The sequence below is a fragment of the Salmonella sp. SAL03688 genome (assembly GCF_046551895.1).
In the GTDB taxonomy this organism is placed as follows: Bacteria; Pseudomonadota; Gammaproteobacteria; order Enterobacterales; family Enterobacteriaceae; genus Salmonella; species Salmonella enterica.
Window position 1 is genome coordinate 51357 of record NZ_JBGDVI010000022.1, and the last position, 26705, is coordinate 78061.

At 49.9% G+C, this 26705-nt stretch carries 29 protein-coding genes and 1 other annotated feature; of the genes, 15 read left to right on the forward strand and 14 right to left on the reverse strand.

All coding sequences use genetic code 11. From position 1 onward, the window contains the following. Nucleotides 1-124 precede the first annotated feature (124 nt). The 5 genes from ACLJR2_RS19235 to ACLJR2_RS19255 all read left to right on the forward strand — a co-directional run bounded on the left by ACLJR2_RS19235 (nt 125) and on the right by ACLJR2_RS19255 (nt 5909). Nucleotides 125-1894: a terminase ATPase subunit family protein gene (locus ACLJR2_RS19235; protein ID WP_001534822.1), complete on the forward strand. Its 1770-nt coding sequence runs from the start codon at nt 125-127 to the stop codon at nt 1892-1894. Continuing rightward, entirely contained in the window at nt 1894-2640 is a 747-nt protein-coding gene (locus ACLJR2_RS19240; protein ID WP_001534851.1) for a terminase large subunit domain-containing protein, read from the forward strand. The genes ACLJR2_RS19235 and ACLJR2_RS19240 overlap by 1 nt, the downstream gene beginning before the upstream one ends. Further along, on the forward strand, nt 2637-3659 hold the full coding sequence (locus ACLJR2_RS19245; RefSeq protein WP_001534869.1) for a phage portal protein: 1023 nt from the start codon (nt 2637-2639) through the stop codon (nt 3657-3659). Before ACLJR2_RS19240 ends, ACLJR2_RS19245 begins: the two co-directional genes overlap by 4 nt. Nucleotides 3660-4062: 403 nt before the next feature. Then, the gene (locus tag ACLJR2_RS19250; RefSeq protein WP_001534892.1) at nt 4063-5259 is read left to right on the forward strand and encodes a DUF262 domain-containing protein; all 1197 of its coding nucleotides are present in this window, start codon (nt 4063-4065) and stop codon (nt 5257-5259) included. A gap of 2 nt (nt 5260-5261) precedes the next feature. Further along, on the forward strand, nt 5262-5909 hold the full coding sequence (locus ACLJR2_RS19255; RefSeq protein ID WP_025711966.1) for a HEPN domain-containing protein: 648 nt from the start codon (nt 5262-5264) through the stop codon (nt 5907-5909). A gap of 43 nt (nt 5910-5952) precedes the next feature. Here the strand turns inward: ACLJR2_RS19255 and ACLJR2_RS19260 are convergent, their stop codons facing one another. Continuing rightward, nucleotides 5953-6138, reverse strand: a complete 186-nt coding sequence (locus tag ACLJR2_RS19260) for a hypothetical protein (protein WP_025711965.1) — start codon at nt 6136-6138, stop codon at nt 5953-5955. A 113-nt stretch (nt 6139-6251) separates the two neighbouring features. Beyond that, complete coding sequence (locus ACLJR2_RS19265) at nt 6252-8381, reverse strand: replication endonuclease (RefSeq protein WP_043991249.1); 2130 nt, start codon at nt 8379-8381, stop codon at nt 6252-6254. A gap of 121 nt (nt 8382-8502) precedes the next feature. Here ACLJR2_RS19265 and ACLJR2_RS19270 point away from each other — a divergent pair, with 121 nt between their 5' ends. Continuing rightward, nucleotides 8503-9096, forward strand: coding sequence for a hypothetical protein (locus ACLJR2_RS19270; protein ID WP_153259982.1), 594 nt, complete (start codon nt 8503-8505; stop codon nt 9094-9096). Nucleotides 9097-9117: 21 nt separating this feature from the next. Here ACLJR2_RS19270 and ACLJR2_RS19275 read toward each other — a convergent pair whose 3' ends face one another. The 6 genes from ACLJR2_RS19275 to ACLJR2_RS19300 all read right to left on the reverse strand — a co-directional run bounded on the left by ACLJR2_RS19275 (nt 9118) and on the right by ACLJR2_RS19300 (nt 11063). Further along, a complete protein-coding gene (locus ACLJR2_RS19275; protein WP_001534858.1) occupies nt 9118-9342 on the reverse strand; it encodes a TraR/DksA family transcriptional regulator in 225 nt (74 codons plus the stop codon). Continuing rightward, entirely contained in the window at nt 9342-9575 is a 234-nt protein-coding gene (locus ACLJR2_RS19280; protein ID WP_001534891.1) for a DUF2732 family protein, read from the reverse strand. Before ACLJR2_RS19280 ends, ACLJR2_RS19275 begins: the two co-directional genes overlap by 1 nt. A gap of 64 nt (nt 9576-9639) precedes the next feature. Further along, complete coding sequence (locus tag ACLJR2_RS19285) at nt 9640-9978, reverse strand: DUF5347 domain-containing protein (protein WP_000963463.1); 339 nt, start codon at nt 9976-9978, stop codon at nt 9640-9642. Next, entirely contained in the window at nt 9942-10142 is a 201-nt protein-coding gene (locus ACLJR2_RS19290) for a phage filamentation protein Fil family protein (RefSeq protein ID WP_000920169.1), read from the reverse strand. Before ACLJR2_RS19290 ends, ACLJR2_RS19285 begins: the two co-directional genes overlap by 37 nt. 7 nt (nt 10143-10149) lie before the next feature. After that, nucleotides 10150-10659, reverse strand: coding sequence for a phage regulatory CII family protein (locus ACLJR2_RS19295; protein ID WP_001534856.1), 510 nt, complete (start codon nt 10657-10659; stop codon nt 10150-10152). A gap of 50 nt (nt 10660-10709) precedes the next feature. Further along, on the reverse strand, nt 10710-11063 hold the full coding sequence (locus tag ACLJR2_RS19300; RefSeq protein ID WP_001534859.1) for a hypothetical protein: 354 nt from the start codon (nt 11061-11063) through the stop codon (nt 10710-10712). Between the two features lie 113 nt (nt 11064-11176). On the opposite strand from ACLJR2_RS19300, the gene ACLJR2_RS19305 reads away from it, so the two are divergent. From ACLJR2_RS19305 to ACLJR2_RS19315, 3 genes are read left to right on the forward strand one after another with little or no spacing between them, the layout of a single operon-like run. Beyond that, nucleotides 11177-12022, forward strand: coding sequence for a phage repressor protein CI (locus tag ACLJR2_RS19305; protein WP_043991250.1), 846 nt, complete (start codon nt 11177-11179; stop codon nt 12020-12022). A 9-nt stretch (nt 12023-12031) separates the two neighbouring features. After that, complete coding sequence (locus ACLJR2_RS19310) at nt 12032-12370, forward strand: DUF2511 domain-containing protein (RefSeq protein ID WP_001534865.1); 339 nt, start codon at nt 12032-12034, stop codon at nt 12368-12370. A 23-nt stretch (nt 12371-12393) separates the two neighbouring features. After that, entirely contained in the window at nt 12394-13443 is a 1050-nt protein-coding gene (locus ACLJR2_RS19315; protein ID WP_000218688.1) for a site-specific integrase, read from the forward strand. Between the two features lie 252 nt (nt 13444-13695). Here ACLJR2_RS19315 and dgcN read toward each other — a convergent pair whose 3' ends face one another. Next, nucleotides 13696-14916 carry a diguanylate cyclase DgcN gene (gene dgcN, locus ACLJR2_RS19320; RefSeq protein WP_001030985.1) on the reverse strand — a complete coding sequence of 407 codons (1221 nt, stop codon included), beginning with the start codon at nt 14914-14916 and terminating at the stop codon, nt 13696-13698. Then, nucleotides 14909-15427, reverse strand: coding sequence for a YfiR family protein (locus ACLJR2_RS19325; RefSeq protein ID WP_001212379.1), 519 nt, complete (start codon nt 15425-15427; stop codon nt 14909-14911). Before ACLJR2_RS19325 ends, dgcN begins: the two co-directional genes overlap by 8 nt. A 439-nt stretch (nt 15428-15866) precedes the next feature. On the opposite strand from ACLJR2_RS19325, the gene aroF reads away from it, so the two are divergent. Genes aroF through ACLJR2_RS19340 form a run of 3 tightly spaced genes read left to right on the forward strand, consistent with a single transcriptional unit; the run spans nt 15867 to nt 19034 of the window. Next, on the forward strand, nt 15867-16937 hold the full coding sequence (gene aroF, locus ACLJR2_RS19330; protein WP_001168062.1) for a 3-deoxy-7-phosphoheptulonate synthase AroF: 1071 nt from the start codon (nt 15867-15869) through the stop codon (nt 16935-16937). A 9-nt stretch (nt 16938-16946) separates the two neighbouring features. Beyond that, a complete protein-coding gene (gene tyrA / locus ACLJR2_RS19335; protein WP_000225191.1) occupies nt 16947-18068 on the forward strand; it encodes a bifunctional chorismate mutase/prephenate dehydrogenase in 1122 nt (373 codons plus the stop codon). Between the two features lie 57 nt (nt 18069-18125). Beyond that, entirely contained in the window at nt 18126-19034 is a 909-nt protein-coding gene (locus ACLJR2_RS19340; RefSeq protein ID WP_000210993.1) for an SMP-30/gluconolactonase/LRE family protein, read from the forward strand. On the opposite strand, the gene pheA is transcribed toward ACLJR2_RS19340, so the two are convergent. The 4 genes from pheA to bamD form a co-directional block, all read right to left on the reverse strand. Beyond that, nucleotides 18995-20155, reverse strand: a complete 1161-nt coding sequence (gene pheA, locus ACLJR2_RS19345) for a bifunctional chorismate mutase/prephenate dehydratase (protein WP_000200078.1) — start codon at nt 20153-20155, stop codon at nt 18995-18997. The two genes, ACLJR2_RS19340 and pheA, sit on opposite strands and share 40 nt — an antisense overlap. Nucleotides 20156-20177: 22 nt before the next feature. Then, nucleotides 20178-20303 (reverse strand) — a sequence feature (Phe leader region). Further along, a complete protein-coding gene (pheL, locus tag ACLJR2_RS19350; RefSeq protein WP_010989056.1) occupies nt 20255-20302 on the reverse strand; it encodes a pheA operon leader peptide PheL in 48 nt (15 codons plus the stop codon). Its footprint overlaps the feature before it by 48 nt. Before the next feature lie 102 nt (nt 20304-20405). Then, complete coding sequence (raiA, locus tag ACLJR2_RS19355; protein ID WP_000178449.1) at nt 20406-20744, reverse strand: ribosome-associated translation inhibitor RaiA; 339 nt, start codon at nt 20742-20744, stop codon at nt 20406-20408. 271 nt (nt 20745-21015) lie between these two features. Further along, nucleotides 21016-21753, reverse strand: coding sequence for an outer membrane protein assembly factor BamD (gene bamD, locus ACLJR2_RS19360; RefSeq protein WP_000197660.1), 738 nt, complete (start codon nt 21751-21753; stop codon nt 21016-21018). 131 nt (nt 21754-21884) lie between these two features. Here bamD and rluD point away from each other — a divergent pair, with 131 nt between their 5' ends. From rluD to clpB, 3 genes are all read left to right on the forward strand, one after another. After that, nucleotides 21885-22865, forward strand: a complete 981-nt coding sequence (gene rluD, locus ACLJR2_RS19365) for a 23S rRNA pseudouridine(1911/1915/1917) synthase RluD (protein WP_000079130.1) — start codon at nt 21885-21887, stop codon at nt 22863-22865. Continuing rightward, nucleotides 22862-23593 (forward strand): purine nucleoside phosphorylase YfiH, encoded by a 732-nt coding sequence (gene yfiH, locus ACLJR2_RS19370; protein WP_000992643.1) that lies wholly within the window; start codon nt 22862-22864, stop codon nt 23591-23593. Before rluD ends, yfiH begins: the two co-directional genes overlap by 4 nt. 129 nt (nt 23594-23722) lie before the next feature. After that, nucleotides 23723-26296 carry an ATP-dependent chaperone ClpB gene (gene clpB, locus ACLJR2_RS19375; protein ID WP_001235092.1) on the forward strand — a complete coding sequence of 858 codons (2574 nt, stop codon included), beginning with the start codon at nt 23723-23725 and terminating at the stop codon, nt 26294-26296. Nucleotides 26297-26705 lie beyond the last annotated feature (409 nt).

The following is a 26705-nucleotide window of genomic DNA, read 5'->3' on the forward strand; positions in this document are numbered from 1 at the left end:
TTCCGGTCTCAGGACGCGCCAGACTACCAATGACGACTGGATAACCGCCCACACAACAGCACCTTAGCGAATCGCTGACGGCCATTAAGTAGCCTTGCCCTGAATCCACTACGGCGAGGCATCAATGACCATTTCCACCGATACAACCTTGTTGCATGACCCGCGACGACAGGCATCGCTGCTTTACTGGCAGGGCTTTTCCGTGCCACAGATTGCCGAAATGCTGCAGGTCAAGCGCCCGACCGTGCAGAGCTGGAAGCAGCGCGACGGCTGGGACGACATCGCACCGATTTCCCGCGTTGAAAGCAGCCTTGAGGCCAGGCTGATTCAGCTCATCGCCAAGCCGCAAAAGACAGGCGGCGATTTCAAAGAAATTGACCTGCTCGGACGGCAGATTGAACGGCTGGCGCGCGTCAACCGTTACAGCCAGACCGGCAACGAGGCCGACCTGAACCCCAACGTCGCCAACCGTAACAAAGGGGAGCGCAAAAAGCCGAAAAAGAATTTTTTCAGCGACGAGGCTATCGAGAAACTGGAGGAATTATTTTTCGACCAGTCTTTCGAGTACCAGTTGCAGTGGTACCGCGCAGGGCTGGAGCACCGTATTCGTGACATTCTCAAATCCCGCCAGATTGGCGCGACGTTCTATTTCTCCCGCGAGGCACTGCTGCGCGCGCTCAAAACCGGCCATAACCAGATATTTTTGTCAGCCAGTAAAACGCAGGCTTACGTGTTCCGGGAATACATCATTCAGTTTGCGCGACTGGTTGACGTTGACCTGACCGGCGACCCGATTGTCATCGGCAACAATGGCGCAAAGCTGATTTTTCTCGGCACCAATTCCAACACCGCGCAGAGCCATAACGGCGACCTGTATGTCGATGAAATATTCTGGATCCCGAATTTTCAGAAGCTGCGCAAAGTCGCATCGGGCATGGCCTCGCAAAAGCATCTGCGCTCAACTTACTTTTCGACACCTTCCACGCTGGCGCACGGCGCTTACCCCTTCTGGTCTGGCGAGCTGTTCAACAAGGGGCGCGCCAGTGCCGCTGACCGCATCGAAATCGACATCAGTCACAGCGCGCTCGCCGGTGGGCTTCTTTGCGCTGACGGACAGTGGCGGCAGATTGTCACTATTGAGGACGCCCTTGCCGGTGGCTGCACCCTGTTCGACCTCGACCAGCTCAGACGCGAAAACAGTGATGAGGACTTTAAGAACCTGTTTATGTGCGAGTTTGTCGACGATAAGGCATCGGTATTCCCGTTCGAGGAGCTGCAGCGCTGCATGGTCGACGTGATGGAAACATGGGAGGACTTCGCCCCGTTCGCCGACCATCCATTCGGCTCGCGCCCGGTCTGGATTGGCTACGACCCGTCCCACACCGGCGACAGTGCCGGATGTGTCGTACTCGCGCCGCCGGTGGTTTCGGGTGGCAAGTTTCGCATGCTGGAGCGTCACCAGTGGAAAGGCATGGACTTTGCCGCGCAGGCAGAGGGCATCCGCAAACTGACCGAGAAATACAACGTCGAATACATCGGCATTGACGCAACCGGCCTCGGTCTCGGCGTGTTCCAGTTGGTGCGCTCATTCTACCCGGCGGCACGCGGCATCCGTTACACACCTGAGATGAAAACCGCGATGGTGCTCAAGGCAAAAGACACCATTCGCCGTGGCTGTCTGGAGTACGACGCCGGGGCAACCGACGTCACGCAGTCGTTTATGTCGATTCGCAAAACCATGACCAGCAGCGGTCGCAGCGCCACCTATGAGGCCAGCCGCACCGAGGAAGCCAGTCACGCCGATATCGCATGGGCGACCATGCACGCCCTGTTAAACGAACCGCTTTCTGCCGGTAGCGGCATGCAGCCTAAATCTATTCTGGAGTTTAATTAATGAAAAATAACGTTTTCTCACATAGCCAGATTCAGGCAATGGCCGATATTCTGCACAATGACAGCTTTGACTATCAGGCAACATGGTTGCGTGTCGGGAAACTCAGTATCGACCGCAGCATCACCAAATCGCGCCAGATTGGCGCAACGCAGCTCTTTAGCCGTGAAGCGCTGCTCGATGCGCTGACAACAGGCAATAATCAGGTCTGGTTTGCTCACACCATTGAGCATGCGCGCGTGGCGCTGATGTACATGAATAACCTTTCGGCGCGCGTCGGCGTCCGTCTGACGAGCAACGGCCACAACCTGCAGCTCGACGACGGTGCGGTTATCAGCTTTGTCGGCGAGGAATCCCACTGCGCCGCGCTGGCGGGTAATGTCTACCTTGATGAGTTCGGATGGTTCAATAATCCGCTAAGAGCGGCAAAAGTCGCGGCAGCTATCGCCAGCCATAAACGCCACAATCTGACGATGTTCACCACACCATCAGACAGCTACGCAGCATTTAGGGTATGGAACGGCACAACCCGCAAGTGCCGACCGTCACCGCTAATCAATACCGGTGACAGCGTATTTTGCACAGATGGTGTCTGGCGTCAGTCTGTCACTCTGGATGCAGCATGCCAGCGCGGGTGCAATCTCTTTGCGCCTGAGGAGATTAAACGCGAATACAGCGACGATGATTATCGTCTGCTGTTTGGCTGCGACTGGTCTTTCGCTGTTGCAGCGGGTGAGGTGGCAGCATGAGCAAGCGCAAGCCACGCAAAGCAGTCGCCATGACGGCCAGCGCCCCGCAGAAAATGGAGGCGTTCACTTTCGGCGAGCCGGTGCCGGTGCTCGATAAGCGCGACATTCTGGATTATGTCGAGTGCATCAGTAACGGCAAATGGTACGAGCCGCCGGTCAGTTTTTCCGGGCTGGCGAAGAGCCTGCGCTCTGCCGTGCATCACAGCTCACCGATTTACGTTAAACGCAACGTGCTCGCGAGCACCTACATTCCGCACCCGTTGTTATCACGTCAGGATTTCAGCCGTTTTGCGCTCGACTATCTGGTATTCGGCAACGCCTTTCTTGAGCAGCGCCACAGCGTCACCGGCCAGTTAATCAAGCTACTGACCTCACCGGCCAAATATACCCGTCGTGGGGTTGATGATTCGATTTTCTGGTTTGTGGAAAACTTCACTCTGCCGCATGAATTCGCGCCTGACACCGTGTTTCACCTGCTGGAGCCTGACATTAATCAGGAAATTTACGGTCTGCCGGAATATCTCAGTGCGCTTAATTCTGCCTGGCTTAATGAGTCCGCGACGCTGTTCCGTCGCAAGTATTACCAGAACGGCGCGCACGCAGGTTACATCATGTATGTGACTGACCCGGCGCAAAGCGCGACTGACGTCGAATCGCTGCGCGATGCAATGCGTAACTCTAAAGGGCTCGGCAACTTTAAAAACCTGTTTTTCTACTCACCGAACGGGAAACCGGACGGCATAAAAATCGTGCCATTGAGCGAAGTCGCCACAAAGGATGACTTTTTCAACATCAAGAAAGCCAGCGCCGCTGACCTGATGGATGCGCACCGCGTACCTTTCCAGCTCATGGGCGGCAAGCCTGAGAATATCGGCTCAATGGGCGACGTTGAGAAGGTGGCAAAGGTCTTTGTGCGTAACGAGTTATCGCCGCTACAGGACAGGTTCAGGGAGGTAAACGACTGGCTCGGCATGGAGGTCATCAGGTTCAAAGAGTACACCCTCGACAACCCGGAATAATTCCCCCTTCAAGCCGCCAGTATTGGCGGCTTTTTCATACCCCGCCATCATCACGCCTCAGACGCTCCACACGCTCACCACCACACCCGACCACCAACGAACCGACAGCGACTATGAACGAGCCATCACGACGCGCTCAGACGATAATTTTTAATATTACGCACCACCGCTGGCGCGCAATGCTTTCCCCGCCACGCCTGCCCGCTTTATGGGGCTGTTTTAATGCAATTGCATGAGAGCAAGGCATAGAGATATTATGTGGACTCAAGTCATAAAAGCTACATTTCTTGCTGCATGCATTTTGATGCGTTTTGATGCGTAATAATATTACAGCCGAATCCGTAGATTTTGTGACTAACATAGGGTATTGCACAGCTTAAAATCTAGCCTAGTGAGGTAGCGAATGTCAGAGCATTTTTTTGAGTATGATGAGCAGGCTGAAAACGAAGATGATGTTGAGTTAATCGAAGGCACGGATTTCTCCGCTGCTGTAGTTAGTGGTACCGACTGGACAACAGAAACTATTATTAACCAAATTAATAAAAACAATATACAACTTAATCCTGATTTTCAGCGGCGTGATGCCTGGGATAAATCAAGGAAAAGCAATTTTATTGAGTCGTTAATACTAGGTTTGCCAATACCGCAGTTGGTTTTGGCTGAAAGAAAGGAGCAAAGAGGGGCGTATATAGTCCTTGATGGCAAGCAACGGTTGTTAAGTATTCGTCAATTTGCGGCTGAGAAAGGTGATGAAAACTATGAATCTTTAAAATTAAGCGGGCTAGAGATTAGAACAGACCTTAAAGGAAAGAATCTGCACGATCTTAAAGATGATGCTAGTTATTATAATGATGTGGCGGCTTTTGAGAATCAACCAATAAGAACGGTGGTAATTAAAAATTGGCCGAGTGAAGAATTCCTTTATCATGTATTTTTACGTCTAAATACTGGTAGCGTTCAACTGGCCCCTCAAGAGCTACGACAAGCCCTACACCCTGGTCCTTTTGTTTCTTTTGTCGATGCTTCCGCCCCTGATAATGAGGCAATTAAAAATATATTGAAGTTAAAGAAACCTGATTTTCGGATGCGTGATAATGAGTTGTTATTGAGATTCTATGCCCTTAAAAACTTTCTTACTGACTATGCAGGGGACCTTAAAAAATTCTTAGATAATACATGTTTGGTTTTTAATAAAGACTGGGGTCGTGTTGAGGGTATGGTGACAGAGCAATTTAACCAGCTTAATTTTGCTCACGCCACAATAATGAAAATTTTTGATTCTAACAGTTATAGAAAATGGTTTGCTGGTGACTATGAAAGAAAATTCAATAGAGCAATTTTTGATATAATGGTACTCTCTTTTTCTTATGCAGAGGTTAGGGATGCTACTGTAGGCCGAGAAACTGAAGTTGAAGAGCTTTTTCAAAAGCTTTGTAAAGAAAATTATAGTTTTCTTTCATCGATTGAAACAACAACTAAAAGCCTCAAGTCAACATTTACCAGAATTTCGGTGTGGTTTAATGAGCTTAATGCTTTGCTAAATACTAAGTTACCAACTCTTAAATTTGATGAGGCTGCTAATAGAATAACAGTGGTATGATTATGGCACAGTCTGAACGTTTTATTTTATTGCAGGAAAGACTGGGGGAGTTAAGACGACATCTGCTTCCTGCTGATTTTTCTCCCATTGGTGAATATGAGCCTGTGCAGCTAGATATGGCAAAGGGCTACCGTCTATTGACCCATGCTGAGTTTGAATCTTATCTAGAGGATATTTCTAAAGATACGGTTCTATATGCGTTGAATCAATGGAAAAGGAATAAAGTTCCCTCCATGACGATTGTATCATTCCTTGCTGCGTATCATAGTTGTTGGTCTGTTGGTGATGAGCAAAACAATCAAGAACTAATAGATTTGTCACGAGGAAGAACAAATCCTAAAGACTCTCTAAATGAAATTATGACGATTGCTAGTAAGCAGTTTATTAGTAAAATTAGTTCGAATCATGGGATTAAGGCGAAAAACTTTAAATTATTAATATTACCCACAGGGGTTGATATCGACGAGCTTGAACCTCAGATGTTGCCAAAGTTAGATAGTTTTGGAGCTAAGCGGGGTGAGGTTGCTCATTTATCCGCAAGGGTTAATCAGCAAATAAATCCTAAAGATGAGTTAGACGATGTTAACTTTATACTGGATTGTTTTCGTGAGTTAGATAAGAAATTGTGTGCACTTAAAGAAACAATGTAATTTTTAAGCCATGTATCTTTTACATGGCTTTCAGTTCAGTTAATTATTCTACACGATAAAATAAATCCTCGTCTTTATTACTAGCATTTTCGCTGTTTGCCAGGTCAGCAATGAGAGTGAGTGCGAGCTTTAAGTCTGCTGGTTTGCAGTTTGCAATCAGAGATACCTCGGCAATAAATTGCACGCAAGCCCACTTTTGCTGCGTTCGTCTGAAATGTTCCCCAACCATGAAAACCCTCCCAATACGTGATACTGTATATTTATACAGTATCACGTATTGGTAAAAAATGGGAAGGAAAAATTAGCCTCGCAGTTGGCGTATGTACATGATATGGATATGAATTACTTAGTGGTTAATTTTGATGCTTCTGCCAGCATTGCTACACGCTTGAGGATTTTCTGTGTTTTCGCATGATGTGATGGTACAGCGGAAAATATCTCCCCTTTGGCCGTTCCGCGTAGCCATTTGCCATCAAAACAACTTTTACCACCGACCATCAGGTGCAGGGCTTCGCCCCGGCTGATTGTGATGCCGGTAGTCAGATGTATCTCGTCGATAGTTTTCGCTATAGCTGCGTTTTGCTCATCCGTTCCGTGGATAAATTTTCGCCGTATTGCTGGCTTTTGCTTCCTGAGTCGGTTTGTCAGCTCTCGTTTTTCACGTCGACTTAGGGGTTTAGATAAATCGAGTTCCGGTGGCTCGCTTTCGCTTCCCGTACAGTTATTGACAGAACTCCGAGAGGGCGCAGGAGCGCCCTTAACGTCAACGGCCAAATCAACGGCACGCTTCGGCACAATTTTCCACTGCGTTAGCCGGGTTAAAATCGGAGTGCCAGCACCAATAGCGGAATCGTATACGCCACGAATGCAGACGGTTTCCTCACCATACTGATTAAACTCGGTGCGCGGTTCATACAGTGTGCGCACCTGCAAATCATCGCGACGGACAAACGGCCCACCCTGCGCATTAACGTAACCAGCCCAGTCACCGGCGTCAGCGGCATCATGGACGGCGGCAAACTCAACGCTCAGACCGTGCGCGGCCTCGGTATCAGCGAGACGACGCAATTCACGGTAGACCGTCACCGGCGCACCGCCGATAAACTGAAACTGACGGATGTGCCAGCGCGCCGCCCATGCTGATACAGCGGGGGCTGTCTCTTTCAGCAGCTCACCGCTTTCGTCATCGGTTTCACCATCGAGAGCATAACCGTCGATGTTTTTAGAAATGTATTTCGCGACATAGCCGGTAGCACTGCCTTTCTCCGGGTCGATAGCCTCAGCATGAAAGCGGGCTTTTTTAGCCTTATCACTTTTAAGTTCGTGGCGGTCTTCCTCCCATGCATAATCGCGGATGATGAGGCGCACGCGCTCGACGTCTTCTGGCAACATGAACATAAGCATGTGCCAATGCGGCGTTCCGTCGTGATGAGGCTCGGCAACACGTATGCCGAAAATGCGAATTTCTTCCCGATGTAGCTTGGCACGAATGCGCGCCCAAAGGCCGGTTAGGTAGTTCTGCGTGTCCGACGGGCTGGCGCCGTTCCATTTGCTGTTACGGTATCCCGCTTTAGTCGTGGCATGATATTTAGACGGTGCGGTCAGGGTGTAAAACTCCCCGACGTATCCGAGTTCATTGCAGATATTTTCAAACCCACGGATGCGGGTCATCAGCTCGCAGCGGCGTATCGCAGGGTTAGCGACCGAGCCGTCAAATTTTTCAATCAGGCTGATACGGTTGCCGTCTTCGTCTTCGAGATCCAGACCTTTGAGAAATTCACGAGTGCGGCGCTTTTGTTCACGCCAGTCAGTCACGCAGTTTTTACTCGCATAAGCATGCTTTTTCTTACTGACGTTACCGACAGTAATTTGCAGATGTTCGCGCCATGCAGCCGCAATGCGACGCAGACGACCACGCCACCACACATCGTTAAACATGCGAGCGATGGCCGGGGCGATTTCATCTTCTCCGACATATTTCTTTGTCACTCGCTCCCAATGCGGAGGGGTAACATTGAATTGCAGAGAAATAAAACCGGCGCGCATGTACCAGGTGTACAGCGTTTTAAGCTCGCTAAATCCGGTGTCATCAATGTCAGCCAGTTCAGCGCGAATGAAATTCGCGATATCAGCGGCCAAAAGGTCGATATCGGCGCGTGACATGTCCGGGAGTCGGTTATATCTGGCAACCATATTGACCATGCGTGACGCCAGATATTGCATAAGTTCAGTATCAAAATGACTGCCAAAAACAGCGGCTGATACATTGCTGTTGATACCCGCGCACTCGTATTTTTTTGCGACCAGTTCAAGACGTGGCAATGCCCTTTTGCAGAAACTTATTAAAAAGGCATTGGCTCGTTGACTGCCCTGATTTTTCTCCAGCACAGCAGCGGTGCGATAAACATCAAAACGCACGCATTCAGGCTGGAGAGAAAGCACCTTTCTCGCATGCAGCAAAGCCGCGAGCATACGGTCGCGGCGATGTTGTTGGTCATAGGTAAGATATGGGCTGGCTATTGCCTGTTTTGGAAAATTCCATATAAAGGCATAATCAATCTCACCCGTAGCCTTTGCTGAGACAGGAGTGTCTATGACTTTATTCACTGAAGAAGATCCCACCCAACGCCGCTATGTTGATTTGATTACAGAGGTGACAGCTTTCGAAGCTACGAAAGAACCAATGAAGATCATTTCCGCATCCGACATGCTGGGCATTTGCGATGCTTTTCTTTCTGAGACTCAATGCCACATAGCAGACCGGCTACCTCTTTCAATAGCTGGTCGGCATGAGCTAGGTCGGAAAATTGAGTGGAATTGTCCACATAGCTGGAAACCACGCGAAGAATGGTCAACACATGTTCGGCACGCCTTACAAATTTTAAATCGACGTTATTTGGATACCCCAGTATCTCAACTGGATGACTGGCAGACCTGGGAAGAACTATCGACAGATATTCATGTGTCGGCTCGCTGTACTCGGCGGACTGTTGAGTTTTATCGCTCTGGAAATCCCCAGCATTTACCGATGTCGACTGAGCTTTTTGCTGTTCCCGAAGTTTTTTCAAAATTTGTAGCTTCGATTCTTTCGGGTGATATTCACCCTGTTTGGATGTGGCATGCTGACGCAGCCAAAACGCCGCGATGCCTCGATGGGCTTTATCCCAAATACGCGCCGCTTTCTTGAGTTGGCTTAGTGGTCTGGTAGTCATATCGCACCCCGATAGTGTTTTAATTTAAGTTCGGCGATTTGTTGGCAGGTCACGCAAAAAGCCACGCCCGGAATCGCAGCGCGGCGAGCTTCCGGGATTGGTGCGTCACATTCTTCGCAAAGAAAACGGGAAGGCGCAGCGATACGGCTGCGCGCGTTGCTGATGTGGCGCTCGCGGTCTTCCTGCTCGCGCTGTTGTGCTAAATCCATTGAGTCGGCCATTAGTGCAGCTCCTGTGATTCATTCTCAAAGCGGGTTGCTTCACGACGCAGCAGTTCGGCAGCTTCGGTGCCGCTCATACCCTCTTTGGTGATATGGATAGCCAGCGCCTCAAGGCGGATGGAAACAGCGAGCGCGCGGTCTTTACGCTCTTCTTTTTTGGCTTCTTTAAACAATTCATCCAGCGTGTTTTTTCCTGCATTTCTCGGCGTTGAAAAATAAACAACTCGACTCATAAATCCTCCTGAATTTAGGCAAAAGAATACCCGGCGGGTTTACGCCATTAATTTCTGCCGTTGGCTAATTCGGCATGGTTAGCCGTTTTGGAAATAAGCTCACTACAGCACGAAAATGATTCATCGCTGTAATAAGCGCTTTTTTCTCGTCAGTAGTCAGCTCACTTAATTCGAGCTCATGACGAGCCGCCGGTATTTTTGCCAGAAAGAAAATAGCGGCCAGCGCCCGATTATTTTCTTCAAATTGTGGGTCACGTTTATCGCGCATATCATCGACAAAACGCTCAACCTCTTTCCAGCTATCGCCCCAATATCTCGCGCGCAATTCAGCCACATGATTAAGACCGGCCAGACGTTCACCCGCTTTTAGCGGAACAGTCGCGGAAACAGCTTCGATAGCCATGATTCCCCCTGCTTTTGAGTAGAGAGGCCAGCCAGTAAATCAGCCTGTGAGCGGCTAGGGTGCCAGCGCTTGCCGTCCTTACCTGCAATCCAGCCGTGGCCGTAATGCATGCCTGGGCTTTGTTTAACGAGCAGAGACGCGAATGACGGTTCACTTTTCAGCATACGCACCTCAAATCAGCCCGAAGGATGCGCCAATACCGCTCATGGTATCGACTACGCTCGACATGGCAGGATTAGTCTGCAGACGCGCATGCAGCGCCATTGCCGATAATGACAACATGCGAATCCCCGCATTTACGCTAGCAATCATGTTTTGTTTTTTGGCTGGCGTGAGGCGGTCGCCGGAAACTGCACCGCTTGCCAGTTCGCCAAGTTCACTCATTGCGTGCATAACGTAGGATTGCAGTTTCTCTTTTGCCAGCTCGTTGACCGGTACGCATGGCAGACAATGGATCTGCGCCAGAAAACCATCGACGAGGGTCGAGTCTTCGGTCAGATCTGTCAGTGTCCAGACTTCACGCGGCGTTAACTGGTGCGGCTGTTCTGGGTTGAGTTTGTTGTAAAGCGTATGCGGCTTGATTCCGGCTTTATTCGCTAGTTCTTTCACGTTATGAGTAGCTGCGAATTTTCTGCAGGCCTCGTCAAAGTGCGCATGTGACGAAACACGAAAATCTAACATGCTGTAACTCCCTTTAACTTGCAAAATCAAGTTCAGTTAAGCGATGACTGTTAGTTGATATAACGGCAATCGATAGCTTGCTGGGTCAGTTTGTCACGCCATGCTTTGACGTTGATAAGGGTGCGGCTACGCTTAGCGGCTTTTTCTTTGCTGGTAACATCTTTGGTGGGAGCTTTGATAAGGACGCCCTCATCAATCCATTGCCAAACCAGACGCTCGCTAACGCCACGGGCGGCGGCGAAGTCTTTTACTGACATGGTGTCTAACATCGCTGTACGAATCATGTTTTGCATGGATAGCTGCATCATGGTTACAAGCGCGTTGAACTGACCAGCGTCTAGCAATACAGTTTGATTTTGTAAGTTTTGTGCGTCATGCAGCGGGATTGATTTTGCATCTGACATATCGCATTATCTCCTGTTGTTTGAAATGTAGTGCAGTGGTGTGCATCTTGGTCGATGAGCACCAATATAGATCGCTAAATTTTGGTTGTAAACAAAATTCTTGTTGGTGTGATATGTCTAAAAATGATGTTAATGCGCCTGCCGCATTGGAACGAGTCCTTTCTGCATACGGCTTTAAGCAGCAAAAGGAACTAGCCGAAAGGCTTGGTATACATGCAAACAACGTGAGTAGTTGGCTTGCAAGAAACGTAATCCCAAGCAACGTTTTCGTTGAGTGTGCTCTTGATACGGGGGCTGACCTGCGATGGCTAATTAATGGTGAGCTTGCAAATGCAAGATTTGAGGTGGTGAAAGCTAAACTCAAAGGAAAGCAACTCTATGATGAAATCATGGCAAATGGAGGGAGGGCGGTTCTGCGTCGGATTCTCGATGCGTATGGTTTTACTCTGCAAAAAGAGCTTGGCGATTTATTAGGTATATCTTCGGGCACTATAAGCACTTGGGTTAGACGCGATTTTTTCCCCGGTGACGTGGTTGTCACTTGCGCCCTTGATACTGGCGTATCGTTAGAATGGTTATCTACCGGAAAAGGCCAAATGCGTAATAGTAATGATGGTGAACCGGCAAATGCTTTAACGATTAGAAAGTGCCGGCTCGAGGCGGGCGAACTCAAAGATATCGGACGCTGGACTCCTGATATATCTATGGCTCCGTCAAATACTGATGATTTAGTGTTTATCGATGGTGTGAGCACATCTTGGCTTGTTGATAGTTCTAACTCGAAGATAGGAAATGGTCGCTGGCTTATTGGTATTGATGGCGCACTCGATGTTTTTGACGTAATCAGGTTGCCAGGTGGAAAGGTCAGGTTATCCAATAAGTCTGCTGAGTTTGAATGTAATCTCTCAGATATCACACCATCAGGTGCGGTTATTTTTACTTTGGAAAAGCATGTTTAAGGAGCAGTAATGAAAAAGTTTTTATTTTTGATGGTCTGTATCGGACTTTCTTCCTCAGCCTTAGCCGCTGAGAAGTTTAAAGAGATTGATAGTAAATCTTTTGGTGATAAATGGCCGCTGACCTTTGAGCATGCAAAAGTATCATGTGTAAATAGTCACTACGTTTTTGTTTATGACACTGATACGGATGAACGCTATCCCCTAAGCGGCATGGCTAAGAACGCCGTCAAGTCTGGAAAAATGGAAGGGCGAGATTTAAAAGAAGTGCTAAAAAAAGACCCTAGAGATCCATTAGAACGCGTTGATATTGGTCCGGTTTTCAGTGAAGCCATAGCACTATGTGAATAAAAATATTTGGCCTCGGTGTAGCTATGACAGTAAGTAAGCAAAAAAATGGTAAATGGTTATGCGAGCTTTATCCAAATGGTAGGGAAGGGCGGCGTATACGTCGGCAATTCAATACCAAAGGTGAGGCCGAGGCATTCGAAGCATTTACGAAAAGTGAGAGTGAGGATAAGCCGTGGCTTGGCAAGAAAGAAGACCGGCGGCGCTTAAGTGAGATAATCCAGCTTTGGCATAATCTGCATGGACAGGCTTTAGTTGCAAGTAAGTCACGATTGGCTAAATTGCAGATTGTATGTAATGGTCTTGGTGACCCTATTGCATCCCGCCTTACTGCTAAAGATTGGGCTCACTATCGTGATAAACGGCTTCGTGGCGAAATAGATAATGGATATCACAAAGACCCTGCAAAATGGATCGCCAAACCGATAACCGTTAACCGTGAGCAGCAGTATTTAGAAGCTGTTTTCAATGAGCTAAAGCGGTTAGGGGAATGGAGTCTACCTAATCCGCTTGATGGCATTCGTGTCTTTAAAGAAGCTGAGAAGGAGATGTCATGGCTGACTTTGTCTCAACTCCCTGAGCTGTTTCGAGCCTGCGAGCAATACGGCAAAGAAGACCTCACCATGATTGTTAAGGTGTGCCTTGCAACCGGCGCTCGATGGGGGGAAGCGGAGAGATTGACCCGCCCGCAACTTTCTCCATATAAACTGACGTTCACCAAAACCAAAGGTAAGAAGAATCGCACAGTCCCTATCCCTAAATGGCTGTACGACGAGTTGTCCGAACGTCAAGGCAGAATGTTTAAACCCTGCTATCAGGAGTTTAAAAAGATGCTCAAACTAACGAATATTGAATTGACGGAAGGGCAGAAGACGCACGTTTTGCGTCATACTTTTGGTGCGCATTTTATGATGAACGGCGGGAATATACTGGTGCTGCAGAAAATTCTCGGGCATGCCAATATTCGAGAAACAATGAAGTATGCACACTTTGCTCCTGACCACCTTGAACAAGCTGTCACCCTCAATCCGTTATCGCTGTATGTTGGCGACAATGTGGCGGCAGAGGTTGCATAACACTGCAATTCATTGCATTAAGAATTACTTTAACTAGTTGTTTTATATGGTAAGTACTTGTTTGCTACGGGGTGTTAATAGGAGCGTCTTAACTAAGAACGCGCTTTCGCAACATCCGAAAGCTTGTAGAAAAGAAGGGGCTGGCATTACGCTGGCCCCTTTTTTATGGGTTTGCTCCACGCCATAGACGGTTGCATGATTAGGTTGGGTCTGTGGTCTCAACGCTGAGTCAGAAACGGCCAGGCCCGTTCCTTAGTTTAGCGAGCGCTCCGCACGCCGGTGTTTAGCCTGATACATATTTCGATCGGCCAGTTCTTGTAGTTTTTCGGCAGTGGCATGTTCCCATGTCAGCGCAAAGCCAATACTCAGGGTCATCGTTATCCGCTGGCCGTTATGCAGTTCAAAAGGTCGATTAAACGCCTGGGATAGCGCTGCGCAAATACGTTGTACTTCATATTCCGAATGTACATCGTAAAGCACCATCGCAAATTCATCGCCGCCGAGTCGGTAAGTCTGATAACGGCTACCACCGAATTCCGCTAATCTTTTGGCAACCTCTATAAGTACGCGGTCGCCTGCCGCATGTCCCCAGGTATCATTAATATATTTAAAGTTATCGCCATCCAGAAATAACAATGCCGAACTGCTACGAGCGGAATTGTCCTTCATCAGCGCGTTAATACAGCTGCGAAATGCCGCGCGATTGGCAAGCCCCGTCAGCGGATCGTGCAGCGCGGTACGTAGTAACTGGGCATTTTTAGCCTGAAGCCGTAGCTGCCATTCTTCCATCTCATCCAGAAGGCTATTGAAATCCTGCGCAAACAGGTGAAATTCCGCAATACGCTCATCAGGTACCCGGCGTGAAAAATTTCGGTTAGTGCGAACGTCGTGTACAACTTCAGTAATATTTTGCAGCGCATCCACAACGCCATTGTGTAAATAACGCGTGAGCAGCAGGGCAATGCCGGATGCCAGCAGAATACACCCTGTCAGCACTGCCAGCGATAGCCAGATAAAATGACCAATAAGGCTGTCGCGGGCGACAAGCCGTACTTCGCCGATAGCCCTGCCGTTGTGCCAGACGGGTTGTGATACCGGCAATGGAAAAAGCCAGTGGCTAATTAAGCCGATGAGCTTATCGTCTGCGGCTCGCGCATCATAGCGCCATGAGGCGATAGTACGGCCATTTTTATCGCGGACCTCCGCCGCTGAAAATTGTCCCTGGCGTCCCAGTGTGGCGAGCGTTTCCGCTGCGGCCGCGTTATCGGAAAATACCAGTGCCGCTTCAAGGCTATGGGCCATTGTGGCGGCGGTCAAATCGAGATTCTTTTGCGCATACTGTTTGAGCGTAAGGACAGACGCAACGCAAATTAATAGCCAGATCAATGTCATTGTAAGCAGCACGCTGATTATACTAATCCGCCGTAGTGTGCGTTTAAATGTTGGTCTGGACAGAGAAAATTCCTTATTCATGCTTTTGATTCCGTGCAAGCATTAATACTTCTGGATTCACTCTCACGCCGCTATGCGAGAGGGAGTCCAGGTTGACGGAAAATTTGACTTCATCATTGTTAATGATCAGACAAAATGCGCTGCCAATAATACATTCAGTATTTTGCTCGGCAATTAATAACAAAGCATTAACTGGATAATGACGCGTTAACTCCACCTGATAAGCTGGCGATTCATTGCCAAAGTAAAAACCATCACAGCGGGCGCTCAGGGCTTCCTGTGTGGTACGGATGACAAGCGGTTGATAAGGGAAAGCCCAGTCAGCCTCTTCGCTAAGTACCCTGACAAAACGCGCAGATGAAAATATGCATAGCCTTGGCGGCCCGGATAACGCCGGCCAGTGTGTATAACTGACGATACCGGAGACGATGGCGCGTACGGATTTCTCTTCTTCCGTGACGCGTTGAGCATACAGAGGCAAGCTTGCTAATAATAGCGATAACAGAAGGATAAATCGGTGAGAAAAACGCATTAACAAGTCCCCACCATCTTCAGTCGTAAAGCATTAAAATACATCCGTGATTGTTTGTAGCAAAATAACATTATTTTGCCATATCGTCATTATGTCTTATTGATAATATGAATAATTTAAGTAGCGTCCCTGATATTAAATTCTTGTGATAATGGTATTAATCACCCTATATCAGAAAGTAAAAATATGTGTGCGGAGAAAAAATAATCAAAAAATAGCGAGCATCGCTCATTTTACCGCTTTTCTGAGGCTGGGAATAAAATAATTCACTTGTTGTGTAAAGTTTTTGATACAAAATGAAGGGGTTTAATCGACTATTTCGCATGGTGTAAAGTTTATTTTACGTAATATGGATTGAAATCTTTACTTTTTGTGGTATGGTTTAAACATCCTCGTGGAGGATCAACTATCGCAAACAAGAAAAGACAGGATCGCCATCATGCAAAAAGACGCGCTGAATAACGTACGTATCACCGATGAACAGGTATTAATGACGCCGGAGCAGCTTAAAGCGGCCTTTCCGTTGAGTCTGGCGCAGGAAGCGCAGATAGCGCAGTCCCGGGGAATCATTTCTGACATTATTGCCGGGCGCGATCCGCGTCTGTTGGTAGTATGCGGTCCTTGTTCTATTCACGATCCTGAAACCGCTCTGGAATATGCCCGTCGATTTAAAGCCCTTGCCGCAGAGGTCAGCGATAGCCTCTATCTGGTAATGCGCGTCTATTTTGAAAAGCCGCGGACTACCGTCGGCTGGAAAGGGCTGATTAACGATCCTCACATGGATGGCTCATTTGATGTGGAAGCCGGGTTGAAAATAGCGCGTCAGCTACTGGTGGAACTGGTGAATATGGGGTTGCCATTGGCGACCGAAGCGTTGGATCCGAACAGCCCGCAATACCTGGGCGATCTGTTTAGCTGGTCGGCGATAGGCGCGCGCACAACCGAATCGCAAACCCACCGCGAAATGGCGTCTGGTCTTTCTATGCCGGTCGGCTTTAAAAACGGCACGGATGGCAGCCTGGCGACAGCGATTAACGCCATGCGCGCCGCTGCGCAACCTCATCGTTTTGTTGGCATTAACCAGGCCGGTCAGGTTGCGTTATTGCAAACCCAGGGAAATCCGCATGGTCATGTGATTCTGCGTGGCGGCAAAGCGCCAAACTATAGCCCGGCAGATGTCGCTCAGTGTGAAAAAGAGATGGAACAGGCGGGACTACGTCCTTCGCTGATGGTAGATTGCAGTCATGGTAACTCCAATAAAGATTATCGCCGCCAGCCAGCCGTTGCCGAATCTGTGGTTGCGCAGATTAAAGATGGCAATCGTTCAATCATTGGCTTAATGATTGAAAGTAATATTCATGAGGGTAATCAGTCTTCCGAGCAGCCGCGCAGCGAAATGAAGTATGGCGTTTCCGTCACCGATGCTTGTATTAGCTGGGAGATGACCGATGCCCTGTTACGTGAAATTCATAAAGATTTGAGCGGCCAGCTGGCGGTGCGCGTCGCATAAGAGGTTGTTATGGTTGCTGAATTGACCGCATTACGCGATCAAATAGATGATGTCGATAAAGCGTTGTTGAATTTACTGGCTAAGCGCCTGGAACTGGTTGCCAAAGTCGGCGAGGTGAAAAGCCGTTTTGGCCTGCCTATTTACGTGCCGGAGCGTGAGGCCTCTATGCTGGCTTCACGACGGGCGGAAGCAGAAGCGATCGGTGTCCCACCCGATCTCATTGAAGATGTCCTGCGCCGGGTAATGCGTGAATCTTACTCCAGCGAAAATGATAAGGGGTTCAAAACGCTTTGTCCTTCTCTGCGTCCGGTCGTCATTGTGGGCGGCGGCGGACAGATGGGGCGTCTGTTTGAAAAAATGCTCACGCTGTCGGGCTATCAGGTCCGTATTCTGGAACAACAGGACTGGCCGCGCGCCAGGGACATTGTCGCCGATGCCGGAATGGTGATCGTCAGCGTGCCGATTCATGTTACTGAACAGGTCATAGCGCAACTGCCGCCCCTGCCGTCCGACTGTATTCTGGTCGATCTGGCATCGGTGAAAAGCGGTCCGTTGCAGGCAATGTTGGCGGCCCATGATGGCCCCGTGTTGGGCTTGCATCCGATGTTTGGTCCGGACAGCGGGAGCCTGGCGAAGCAGGTGGTGGTCTGGTGTGATGGGCGTCAACCGGAAGCGTATCAGTGGTTCCTTGAGCAAATCCAGGTGTGGGGCGCGCGGTTGCACCGAATTAGCGCTGTCGAGCACGATCAGAACATGGCTTTTATCCAGGCGCTGCGCCACTTTGCTACCTTCGCTTATGGGCTGCATCTGGCGGAAGAGAACGTCCAGCTTGAGCAGCTTCTGGCGTTATCATCGCCGATTTATCGACTGGAGCTGGCGATGGTCGGGCGTCTGTTCGCCCAGGACCCGCAGCTGTATGCGGACATTATTATGTCGTCGGAGCGCAATCTGGCGCTTATTAAGCGTTACTATAAACGTTTTGGCGATGCGATCGGGTTACTGGAACAGGGTGATAAGCAGGCTTTTATCGACAGTTTTCGCAAAGTTGAACACTGGTTTGGCGATTATGCCAGACGCTTCCAGAATGAAAGCCGTGTGTTATTGCGTCAGGCGAATGACAGCCGACCATAATGATGACATCTATACTAAAAGCCAGCTTTGCTGGCTTTTTTCGTTTAAGGAACCGTTATGACTACGCCGCACGTTTTATTTGATTATGTCGGACATTTACCAGAATGCCCCACATGGAGCGAGGATGAAAGCGCGCTGTATTGGACCGATATCCTGGAACAGGAGATCCATCGTTACCATCCGGCGAGCGGGACGCATAGCGTGCTGGCGTTTCCGGAAGAGGTAGGCTGTTTTGCCTTGCGTGAGCAGGGCGGATTTATTGTGGCCATGCGTCATGCTATCTGGCTGGCCGATAAAAATGGATTATTGCAGCGTAAGGTTTGCGACAATCCCTCTAATACGAAACTGGCGCGTTTCAACGATGGCGGCACTGATGGCGATGGACGTTTTTATGCCGGAACGTTCTGGGCGCCAGGTGACTATAATGGCGCGTTGCTGATGCGGATCGATCATGACCTGACGGCAAAAGTGATCCAGTGCGATATCCAGGGACACAACGGCCTGGCGTTCAGCCCGAATAACCAGTGGATGTATACCTCCGATACGCCGAATGGCGTGATATACCGCACGTTACTTGATAAGCATGGCGAACCGGGCAAGCGTGAACTTTTTCGCCATTTTGGCGAAGGAGAAGGACTTCCCGACGGCGCGGCGATGGATAGTGAAGGGTGCTACTGGAGCGCGATGTTTGACGGCTGGCGCGTGGCGCGTTTCTCACCGCAAGGAGAGCAGCTGGAAGAGTACCGGTTGCCGGTACGTTGTCCGACGATGGTTTGCTTTGGCGGCGCAGATATGAAAACGCTGTTTATTACAACTACCAGAGAAAATATGTCTGCTCAGGAAGTGGCGGATTATCCGCTCTCCGGCGCCATCTTCACCCTGCAGGTAGCCGTCGCAGGGATGAAGAAAAGCCGTTTTATTGAACGTCAGGCAGGTTCTACCGGCACGACGTTTTCGCTGGGATAGCAGCCAAGCACTTTCATTGAGCGCGTGATCTCGCCCAGCTCTTTTAGCGCGCTTTGCATTACCTGCGACTCCAGGTTCGCCTGAATATCGAGATAAAACATCTCTTCCCACGGATTGCCGTGAATGGGGCGCGACTCCAGTTTCGTCATGATGAGATTGTGGTTACGCAGCACCAGCAGCGCTTCGACCAGCGCGCCAGCTTGCTGCCCGGTGGCGATTAACAGAGTGGTTTTTGCCGGAACCTGATCGGAAACGTTGATGGCTTTGCGCGCCAGTACCAGAAAGCGGGTGATATTCTGCGTCTGGTTTGCGGCGATGCGTTCCAGCACCTGTAATCCGTGCAACATGCCGCCTGCCTCGCTGCCGAGCGCCGCGACGCGCGGAGAGTTCGCCTGCGCGACTTTTTCCATCGCTGCCGACGTACTCTCGGTATAGTTGATTTTCCAGTGCGGATAGCGGCTCAAAAACTTACTGCACTGCTGGAACGGCTGCGGATGGCTGTACACCGTTTCGATGGTATTCAGATCCGTAGTGCCGGAAACCAGTACGCAGTGATCGATAGTGACGGTCATCTCACCGACAATCGACAGACTGGTGTGTTGCAATAAGTCGTACACATCGTTGATAGCGCCGGAGCTGGTGTTCTCTATCGGAACCACGGCGTAATCGGCCTGGCCGGTTTCGACCTGATGAAAAATATCGGCGAATTTTGCGCAGCCGCTCTCAATAAATTGCTCAAAATGACGTGCGGCATACTGGCGCGCCGCGAGATGAGAATAGGAGCCTTTCGGCCCAAGAAACGCAATACGTGCCGAATGAGGGTGAGTATTATTCAGATGTTGTTGCAGCAGCGCCTGCTGAGTAAGCACGGAGTCTTCAATGATAAGCTGGAACAGACGGGTAATGTAGTGTGCGTCGAGATGGTGGGCTTTACCGAGATGGATGAGCCTGTCCAGCAGCGCGCGTTCACGATCGATATCCCGAACCGGACGATGCGACAGTAGTTTTGCTTGTCCCACTTCAATCGCCAGCGCGCGTCGTTTTGCCAGTAAGGCCAGTAACTCTTCGTCTAAAGCGCTGATTTTATCTCGCAGCGCCAGTAATGGGTTTTCCGATGTCATAGTGTTGCCTTTTTTGTTATCAATAAAAAAGGCCTCCCGGTGGGGGAGGCCTTCTTGTTCGTCTTCGCATTCTTTATCACATGACGAAACGCCTCCCGGTCAGGGGAAGATAAAAAAGAATGCGAAGAAAAACCGGGTGAGCTTCATAACTGTTTCCTTTGTGTACGTAAGTACAGTACCCGTACTGTTTTAATCCTGTCAACAAAAAACGCGCCCGAAGGCGCGTTGGCGATACACTCAATGTAAGGGACTACTCTTCTTCTGCTTCGACGAAGCTGGCATCTTTCACCGATGCGGTGGCACGACGGGCTTCGCCTTTGTGCTGCACTTTATTGAGCTGCCGTTCCAGCTTGTTGATCAATTCATTAATAGCGGTGTACATATCTTCGTGTTTTGCGCTGGCGACCAGATGTCCGTTCGGTGTATTAATGGTGGCGTCAGCAATAAAGCCCTGTGGCTCTTTAGACAGAATGATATGAGGATTAATCAGGTGAGTTTGCCATTTTTCCAGTTTGGCGAGACGGTCTGCGACATGTTGGCGGATTGCCGGAGTAATTTCCATTTGTTTACTGGTAATGTTCATTGTCATAAATTTTACCTCTTGTCTTTCCCGTCTTGGTGATTCCAGCATACCGTTCTTAATGTCAAAATGTGTGATGTAAATCACATTATTTTGTCACTTTTTGTCAAGGCGAACTTTTTGTGAGGCATCGCAGGAAGAAGCGATCTTTTACTTGAGGAATGGCTGAAAGCAGGCCATATTTGACTGGATGCGTTGCAGTGAAATCATTTCTGTTGCATCAGATATCGAATAAAAAAACGGCAGCCGGAAGGCTGCCGTTTTGCTTGTTGGTATTGCTTCAGGTGTTTTTGCTGTTAGCGGCAATAATTTTCGCGACTTTGTCAGCCTGCGCATTCAGCTGCATCTGACGATAGGCGTTTTCCATCAGCGGCAACGCATCGCGCGTGGCCTGCGTATCAGGATAATTGCGTAGCATACCTTCTACCCGGTTTACGACCGCAACCCATGCGCCGCGCGCGGTATAGTACTCTGCGACGGAATATTCATATTTCGCCAGACGGTCTTTCAGGAATACCAGACGCTTAGTGGCGTCGGTGGTGTACTGGCTATTAGGATAGCTGCGTACCAGTTTCGAAAAGTCATTGAACGCCGCCCGCGCATGTTGCGGATCGCGATCGCTGCGATCGACGCCAAAGAAACCCTGCAGCGCGCTATCATCCAGCGCCATGTTCGTCAGGCCGCGCATGTACATGACATAGTCAATATTAGGGTGCGTTGGATTAAGACGCATAAAACGATCGATGGCGGCCTGCGCTAGCGGCAAATCGGCGTTTTTGTAATAGGCGTAGATAAGATCCAACTGCACCTGCTGAGAATACGGTCCGAATGGATAACGATTATCTAACGCTTCCAATTGCGTTATTGCCTGTTTCCAGTTACCGTCCTGCAGCTTTTGCTGAGCAGTCGCGTAGATTTCATTCGGCGGATTATCGGGCACCTCTTCCTTTGAACCCGAGCAACCCGCCAGAAACAGGCTCAACGTGGCTGCTGCCACCAGATATTTCATGCGCGTCATGACGTTTTGACTTTCCTCAAAATGTTTTACGGGAGATTCTCTGTTCCTGCTCCCGGTTAAGACCAGCTACAATAGCACACTATATTAAACGGCAAAGCCGTAAAACCCAACGTTAAACGAAGAAGCTGTATATGGCACAACGAGTACAACTCACCGCAACGGTCTCCGAAAACCAACTCGGTCAACGCTTAGATCAGGCTTTGGCCGAAATGTTCCCGGATTATTCACGTTCGCGTATAAAAGAATGGATTTTGAATCAGCGCGTGTTGGTCAATGGTCAACTTTGCGATAAGCCAAAAGAAAAAGTGTTAGGCGGCGAGCGGGTGGCTATTGATGCGGAGATCGACGAAGAGATTCGTTTTGAAGCGCAGGATATCCCGTTAGATATTGTTTATGAAGATGACGATATTCTGGTTATCAACAAACCACGCGATCTGGTGGTACATCCTGGCGCGGGTAACCCGGACGGTACGGTACTGAACGCGTTGCTACATTATTATCCGCCGATTGCGGATGTTCCGCGCGCGGGCATTGTGCATCGTCTGGATAAGGACACGACGGGGCTGATGGTGGTGGCCAAAACCGTTCCGGCGCAAACGCGCCTGGTGGAGTCTTTGCAGCTGCGCGAGATCACCCGCGAATATGAAGCGGTCGCGATCGGACATATGACGGCGGGAGGAACGGTGAATGAACCCATCAGTCGTCACCCGACCAAACGTACCCATATGTCGGTGCATCCCATGGGCAAACCGGCGGTGACCCACTACCGCATTATGGAACATTTCCGTGTGCACACGCGTCTTAGGTTGCGTCTGGAGACCGGGCGTACGCACCAGATCCGCGTGCATATGGCGCATATTACGCACCCGTTAGTGGGCGATCAGGTCTACGGTGGTCGTCCACGTCCACCGAAAGGCGCATCGGAAGAGTTTATTTCCACGTTGCGTAAGTTTGACCGCCAGGCGCTTCATGCAACGATGCTGCGTCTCTACCATCCTGTATCGGGTATCGAAATGGAGTGGCACGCGCCGATTCCACAGGATATGGTGGACCTTATCGATGCGATGCGCGCCGATTTCGAAGACCATAAAGATGATGTGGACTGGTTATGAATGCACTGATTGTCCCGCAGTGGCCGCTGCCGAAAGGCGTCGCAGCCTGTAGTTCTACCCGTATTGGCGGGGTGAGTTTATCGCCTTACGATTCGCTGAATCTGGGCGCGCATTGCGGCGATAACCCGGAGCATGTTGAAGAGAACCGCAAGCGTCTGTTTGCGGCGGGCAATCTGCCTTCGAAACCTGTCTGGCTTGAACAGGTTCACGGTAAAAATGTGTTGAGGCTTACCGGAGAACCTTATGCCTCCAAACGTGCGGATGCATCTTACAGCAATACGCCAGGAACCGTCTGCGCGGTAATGACGGCAGACTGCCTGCCTGTGCTATTCTGTAACCGTGAGGGAACAGAAGTGGCGGCGGCTCATGCGGGCTGGCGCGGATTATGTGAAGGCGTACTGGAGGAAACTGTCACCTGCTTTGCTGACAAACCAGAAAATATCATCGCCTGGTTAGGTCCGGCGATCGGCCCGACCGCGTTTGAAGTGGGGCCGGAAGTGCGTGACGCATTTTTAGCAAAAGATGCGCAAGCCGATAGCGCATTTTTGCCGCACGGGGAAAAATTTCTGGCGGATATTTATCAGCTTGCACGCCAACGTCTGGCGAATACCGGCGTTGAACATGTCTATGGCGGGGATCGCTGCACCTTTAGCGAAAGTGAGACTTTCTTCTCTTATCGTCGCGACAAGACGACAGGTCGTATGGCAAGTTTTATTTGGCTGATATAACCTAAAGAATCAAGACGATCCGGTACGGGTAACTTTCTTTTCACATAATTCAGGTCATTCACCTTGAATAATTGAGGGATGACCTCATTTAATCTCCAGTAGCAATTTTGACCTGTTATGGGAGGAGTTATGCGTCTGGATCGTCTTACTAACAAATTCCAGCTTGCTCTTGCCGATGCCCAGTCGCTCGCGCTGGGGCACGACAACCAATTCATCGAACCTCTTCATTTAATGAGCGCCTTGCTGAACCAGGAAGGGGGATCGATACGTCCTTTATTAACCTCCGCCGGCATTAATGCTGGCCAGTTGCGCACCGCTATCGATCAGGCGCTGAGCCGTTTACCGCAGGTGGAAGGCACCGGCGGCGACGTACAGCCTTCTTCGGAACTGGTACGCGTACTGAACCTTTGCGACAAGCTGGCGCAAAAACGGGGGGACAATTTTATTTCGTCAGAGCTGTTTGTTCTGGCGGCGCTTGAGTCTCGCGGCACGTTAACCGATCTGCTGAAATCAGCCGGTGCGACCACGGCCAATATCACTCAGGCAATTGAACAGATGCGCGGAGGTGAAAGCGTGAACGATCAAGGGGCTGAAGACCAACGTCAGGCCTTGAAAAAATATACCGTCGATCTGACCGAGCGGGCTGAACAAGGTAAGCTTGACCCGGTAATTGGTCGTGATGAAGAAATTCGCCGTACCATTCAGGTACTGCAACGTCGTACTAAAAACAACCCGGTGTTAATCGGTGAGCCAGGGGTCGGTAAAACGGCAATTGTTGAAGGGCTGGCGCAGCGCATTATTAACGGTGAAGTCCCTGAAGGCTTAAAAGGTCGTCGCGTACTGGCGCTGGATATGGGCGCGCTGGTGGCCGGGGCGAAATATCGCGGCGAATTTGAAGAGCGTCTGAAAGGCGTGCTGAACGATCTGGCGAAACAGGAAGGCAACGTCATCCTGTTTATTGACGAGCTGCACACCATGGTTGGCGCAGGTAAGGCCGATGGCGCAATGGACGCCGGGAATATGCTGAAACCGGCGCTGGCGCGTGGTGAACTGCACTGTGTGGGCGCCACCACGCTGGATGAATACCGTCAGTACATTGAAAAAGACGCGGCGCTGGAACGTCGTTTTCAAAAAGTGTTTGTCGCAGAACCTTCAGTGGAAGACACCATTGCTATTCTGCGTGGCCTGAAAGAACGTTACGAGCTGCACCACCATGTGCAGATCACTGACCCGGCGATTGTGGCGGCGGCAACATTATCTCACCGCTATATCGCCGACCGTCAGTTGCCGGATAAAGCTATCGACCTCATCGATGAAGCGGCATCCAGCATTCGTATGCAGATTGACTCTAAGCCGGAGGAGCTGGACAGACTCGACCGCCGCATTATTCAGCTCAAACTGGAACAGCAGGCGTTGATGAAAGAGTCTGACGAGGCGAGTAAAAAACGTCTCGATATGCTGAATGAAGAACTGGACGATAAAGAGCGTCAGTACTCTGAGCTGGAAGAAGAGTGGAAAGCGGAAAAAGCGTCGCTCTCTGGTACGCAAACTATTAAAGCGGAGCTGGAGCAGGCGAAGATCGCCATCGAGCAGGCGCGTCGCGTTGGCGACCTGGCGCGAATGTCTGAATTGCAGTACGGCAAAATTCCGGAGCTGGAAAAACAGTTGGAAGCCGCGACCCAGTCGGAAGGTAAAACCATGCGTCTGTTACGTAACAAAGTAACGGATGCGGAAATTGCCGAAGTGCTGGCGCGCTGGACCGGTATTCCGGTTGCCAGAATGCTGGAAGGCGAACGTGAAAAACTGTTGCGTATGGAACAAGAGTTACACAGCCGTGTGATCGGGCAGAATGAAGCCGTTGAAGCAGTATCGAACGCCATACGTCGTAGCCGTGCAGGGCTGTCCGATCCGAACCGTCCGATTGGTTCCTTCCTGTTCCTTGGGCCGACGGGGGTCGGTAAAACCGAACTGTGTAAAGCGCTGGCTAACTTTATGTTCGACAGCGACGACGCGATGGTGCGTATCGACATGTCTGAGTTTATGGAGAAACACTCCGTGTCTCGTTTGGTCGGGGCGCCTCCGGGATATGTCGGCTATGAAGAAGGCGGTTATTTGACGGAAGCGGTGCGCCGTCGTCCTTATTCCGTCATCTTGTTGGATGAAGTGGAAAAAGCGCATCCGGATGTATTCAACATTCTGTTGCAGGTGCTGGACGACGGTCGGCTGACTGACGGGCAGGGGAGAACGGTCGACTTCCGTAATACGGTGGTTATTATGACTTCTAACCTCGGTTCCGATCTCATTCAGGAGCGCTTTGGCGAACTGGATTACGGTCGAATGAAAGAGATGGTGCTGGGTGTGGTTAGCCAAAACTTCCGTCCGGAATTTATCAACCGTATTGATGAAGTTGTGGTATTCCATCCGTTAGGTGAGCAACACATCGCTTCTATTGCTCAGATCCAGCTGCAGCGTCTGTACAAACGTCTGGAAGAACGTGGTTATGAAATCCATATCTCCGACGAGGCGCTGAAACTGTTGAGCGCCAACGGTTACGATCCGGTCTACGGGGCGCGTCCGTTAAAACGTGCTATTCAACAGCAGATCGAAAACCCACTGGCGCAGCAAATCCTGTCTGGTGAACTGGTTCCTGGCAAAGTGATTCGCCTTGAAGCCAATGATGATCGTATTGTGGCAGTGCAGTAAGTCACAAATTTGAATAAAACGGGCCCTGACGGGCTCGTTTTTGTTTAAAAACCAGGCGAAAATAGGCTTTTGGTTCAAATGTTGTTTGAAAAGTGAACGGTTGAGCTTTTTTTTGCATTTAGGTCTTGTCAGGCTCTAATAACTCCCTATAATGCGCCACCACTGACACGGAACAACGGCATACAGGCCGCCGGGTCAGAAAGGCTTCGTTAAGAAGTCTGTGAGGAAAGCGAAAATAAAGGCTTGACTCAAAAAGAGGAGAGCGTAATATACGCCACCTCGCGACGGTGAGCTGCAAGCCGCGTCGCACCTGCTCTTTAACAATTTATCAGACAATCTGTGTGGGCACTCGAAGATACGGATTCTTGACGTCGCAAGACGAAAAATGAATACCAAGTCTCAAGAGTGA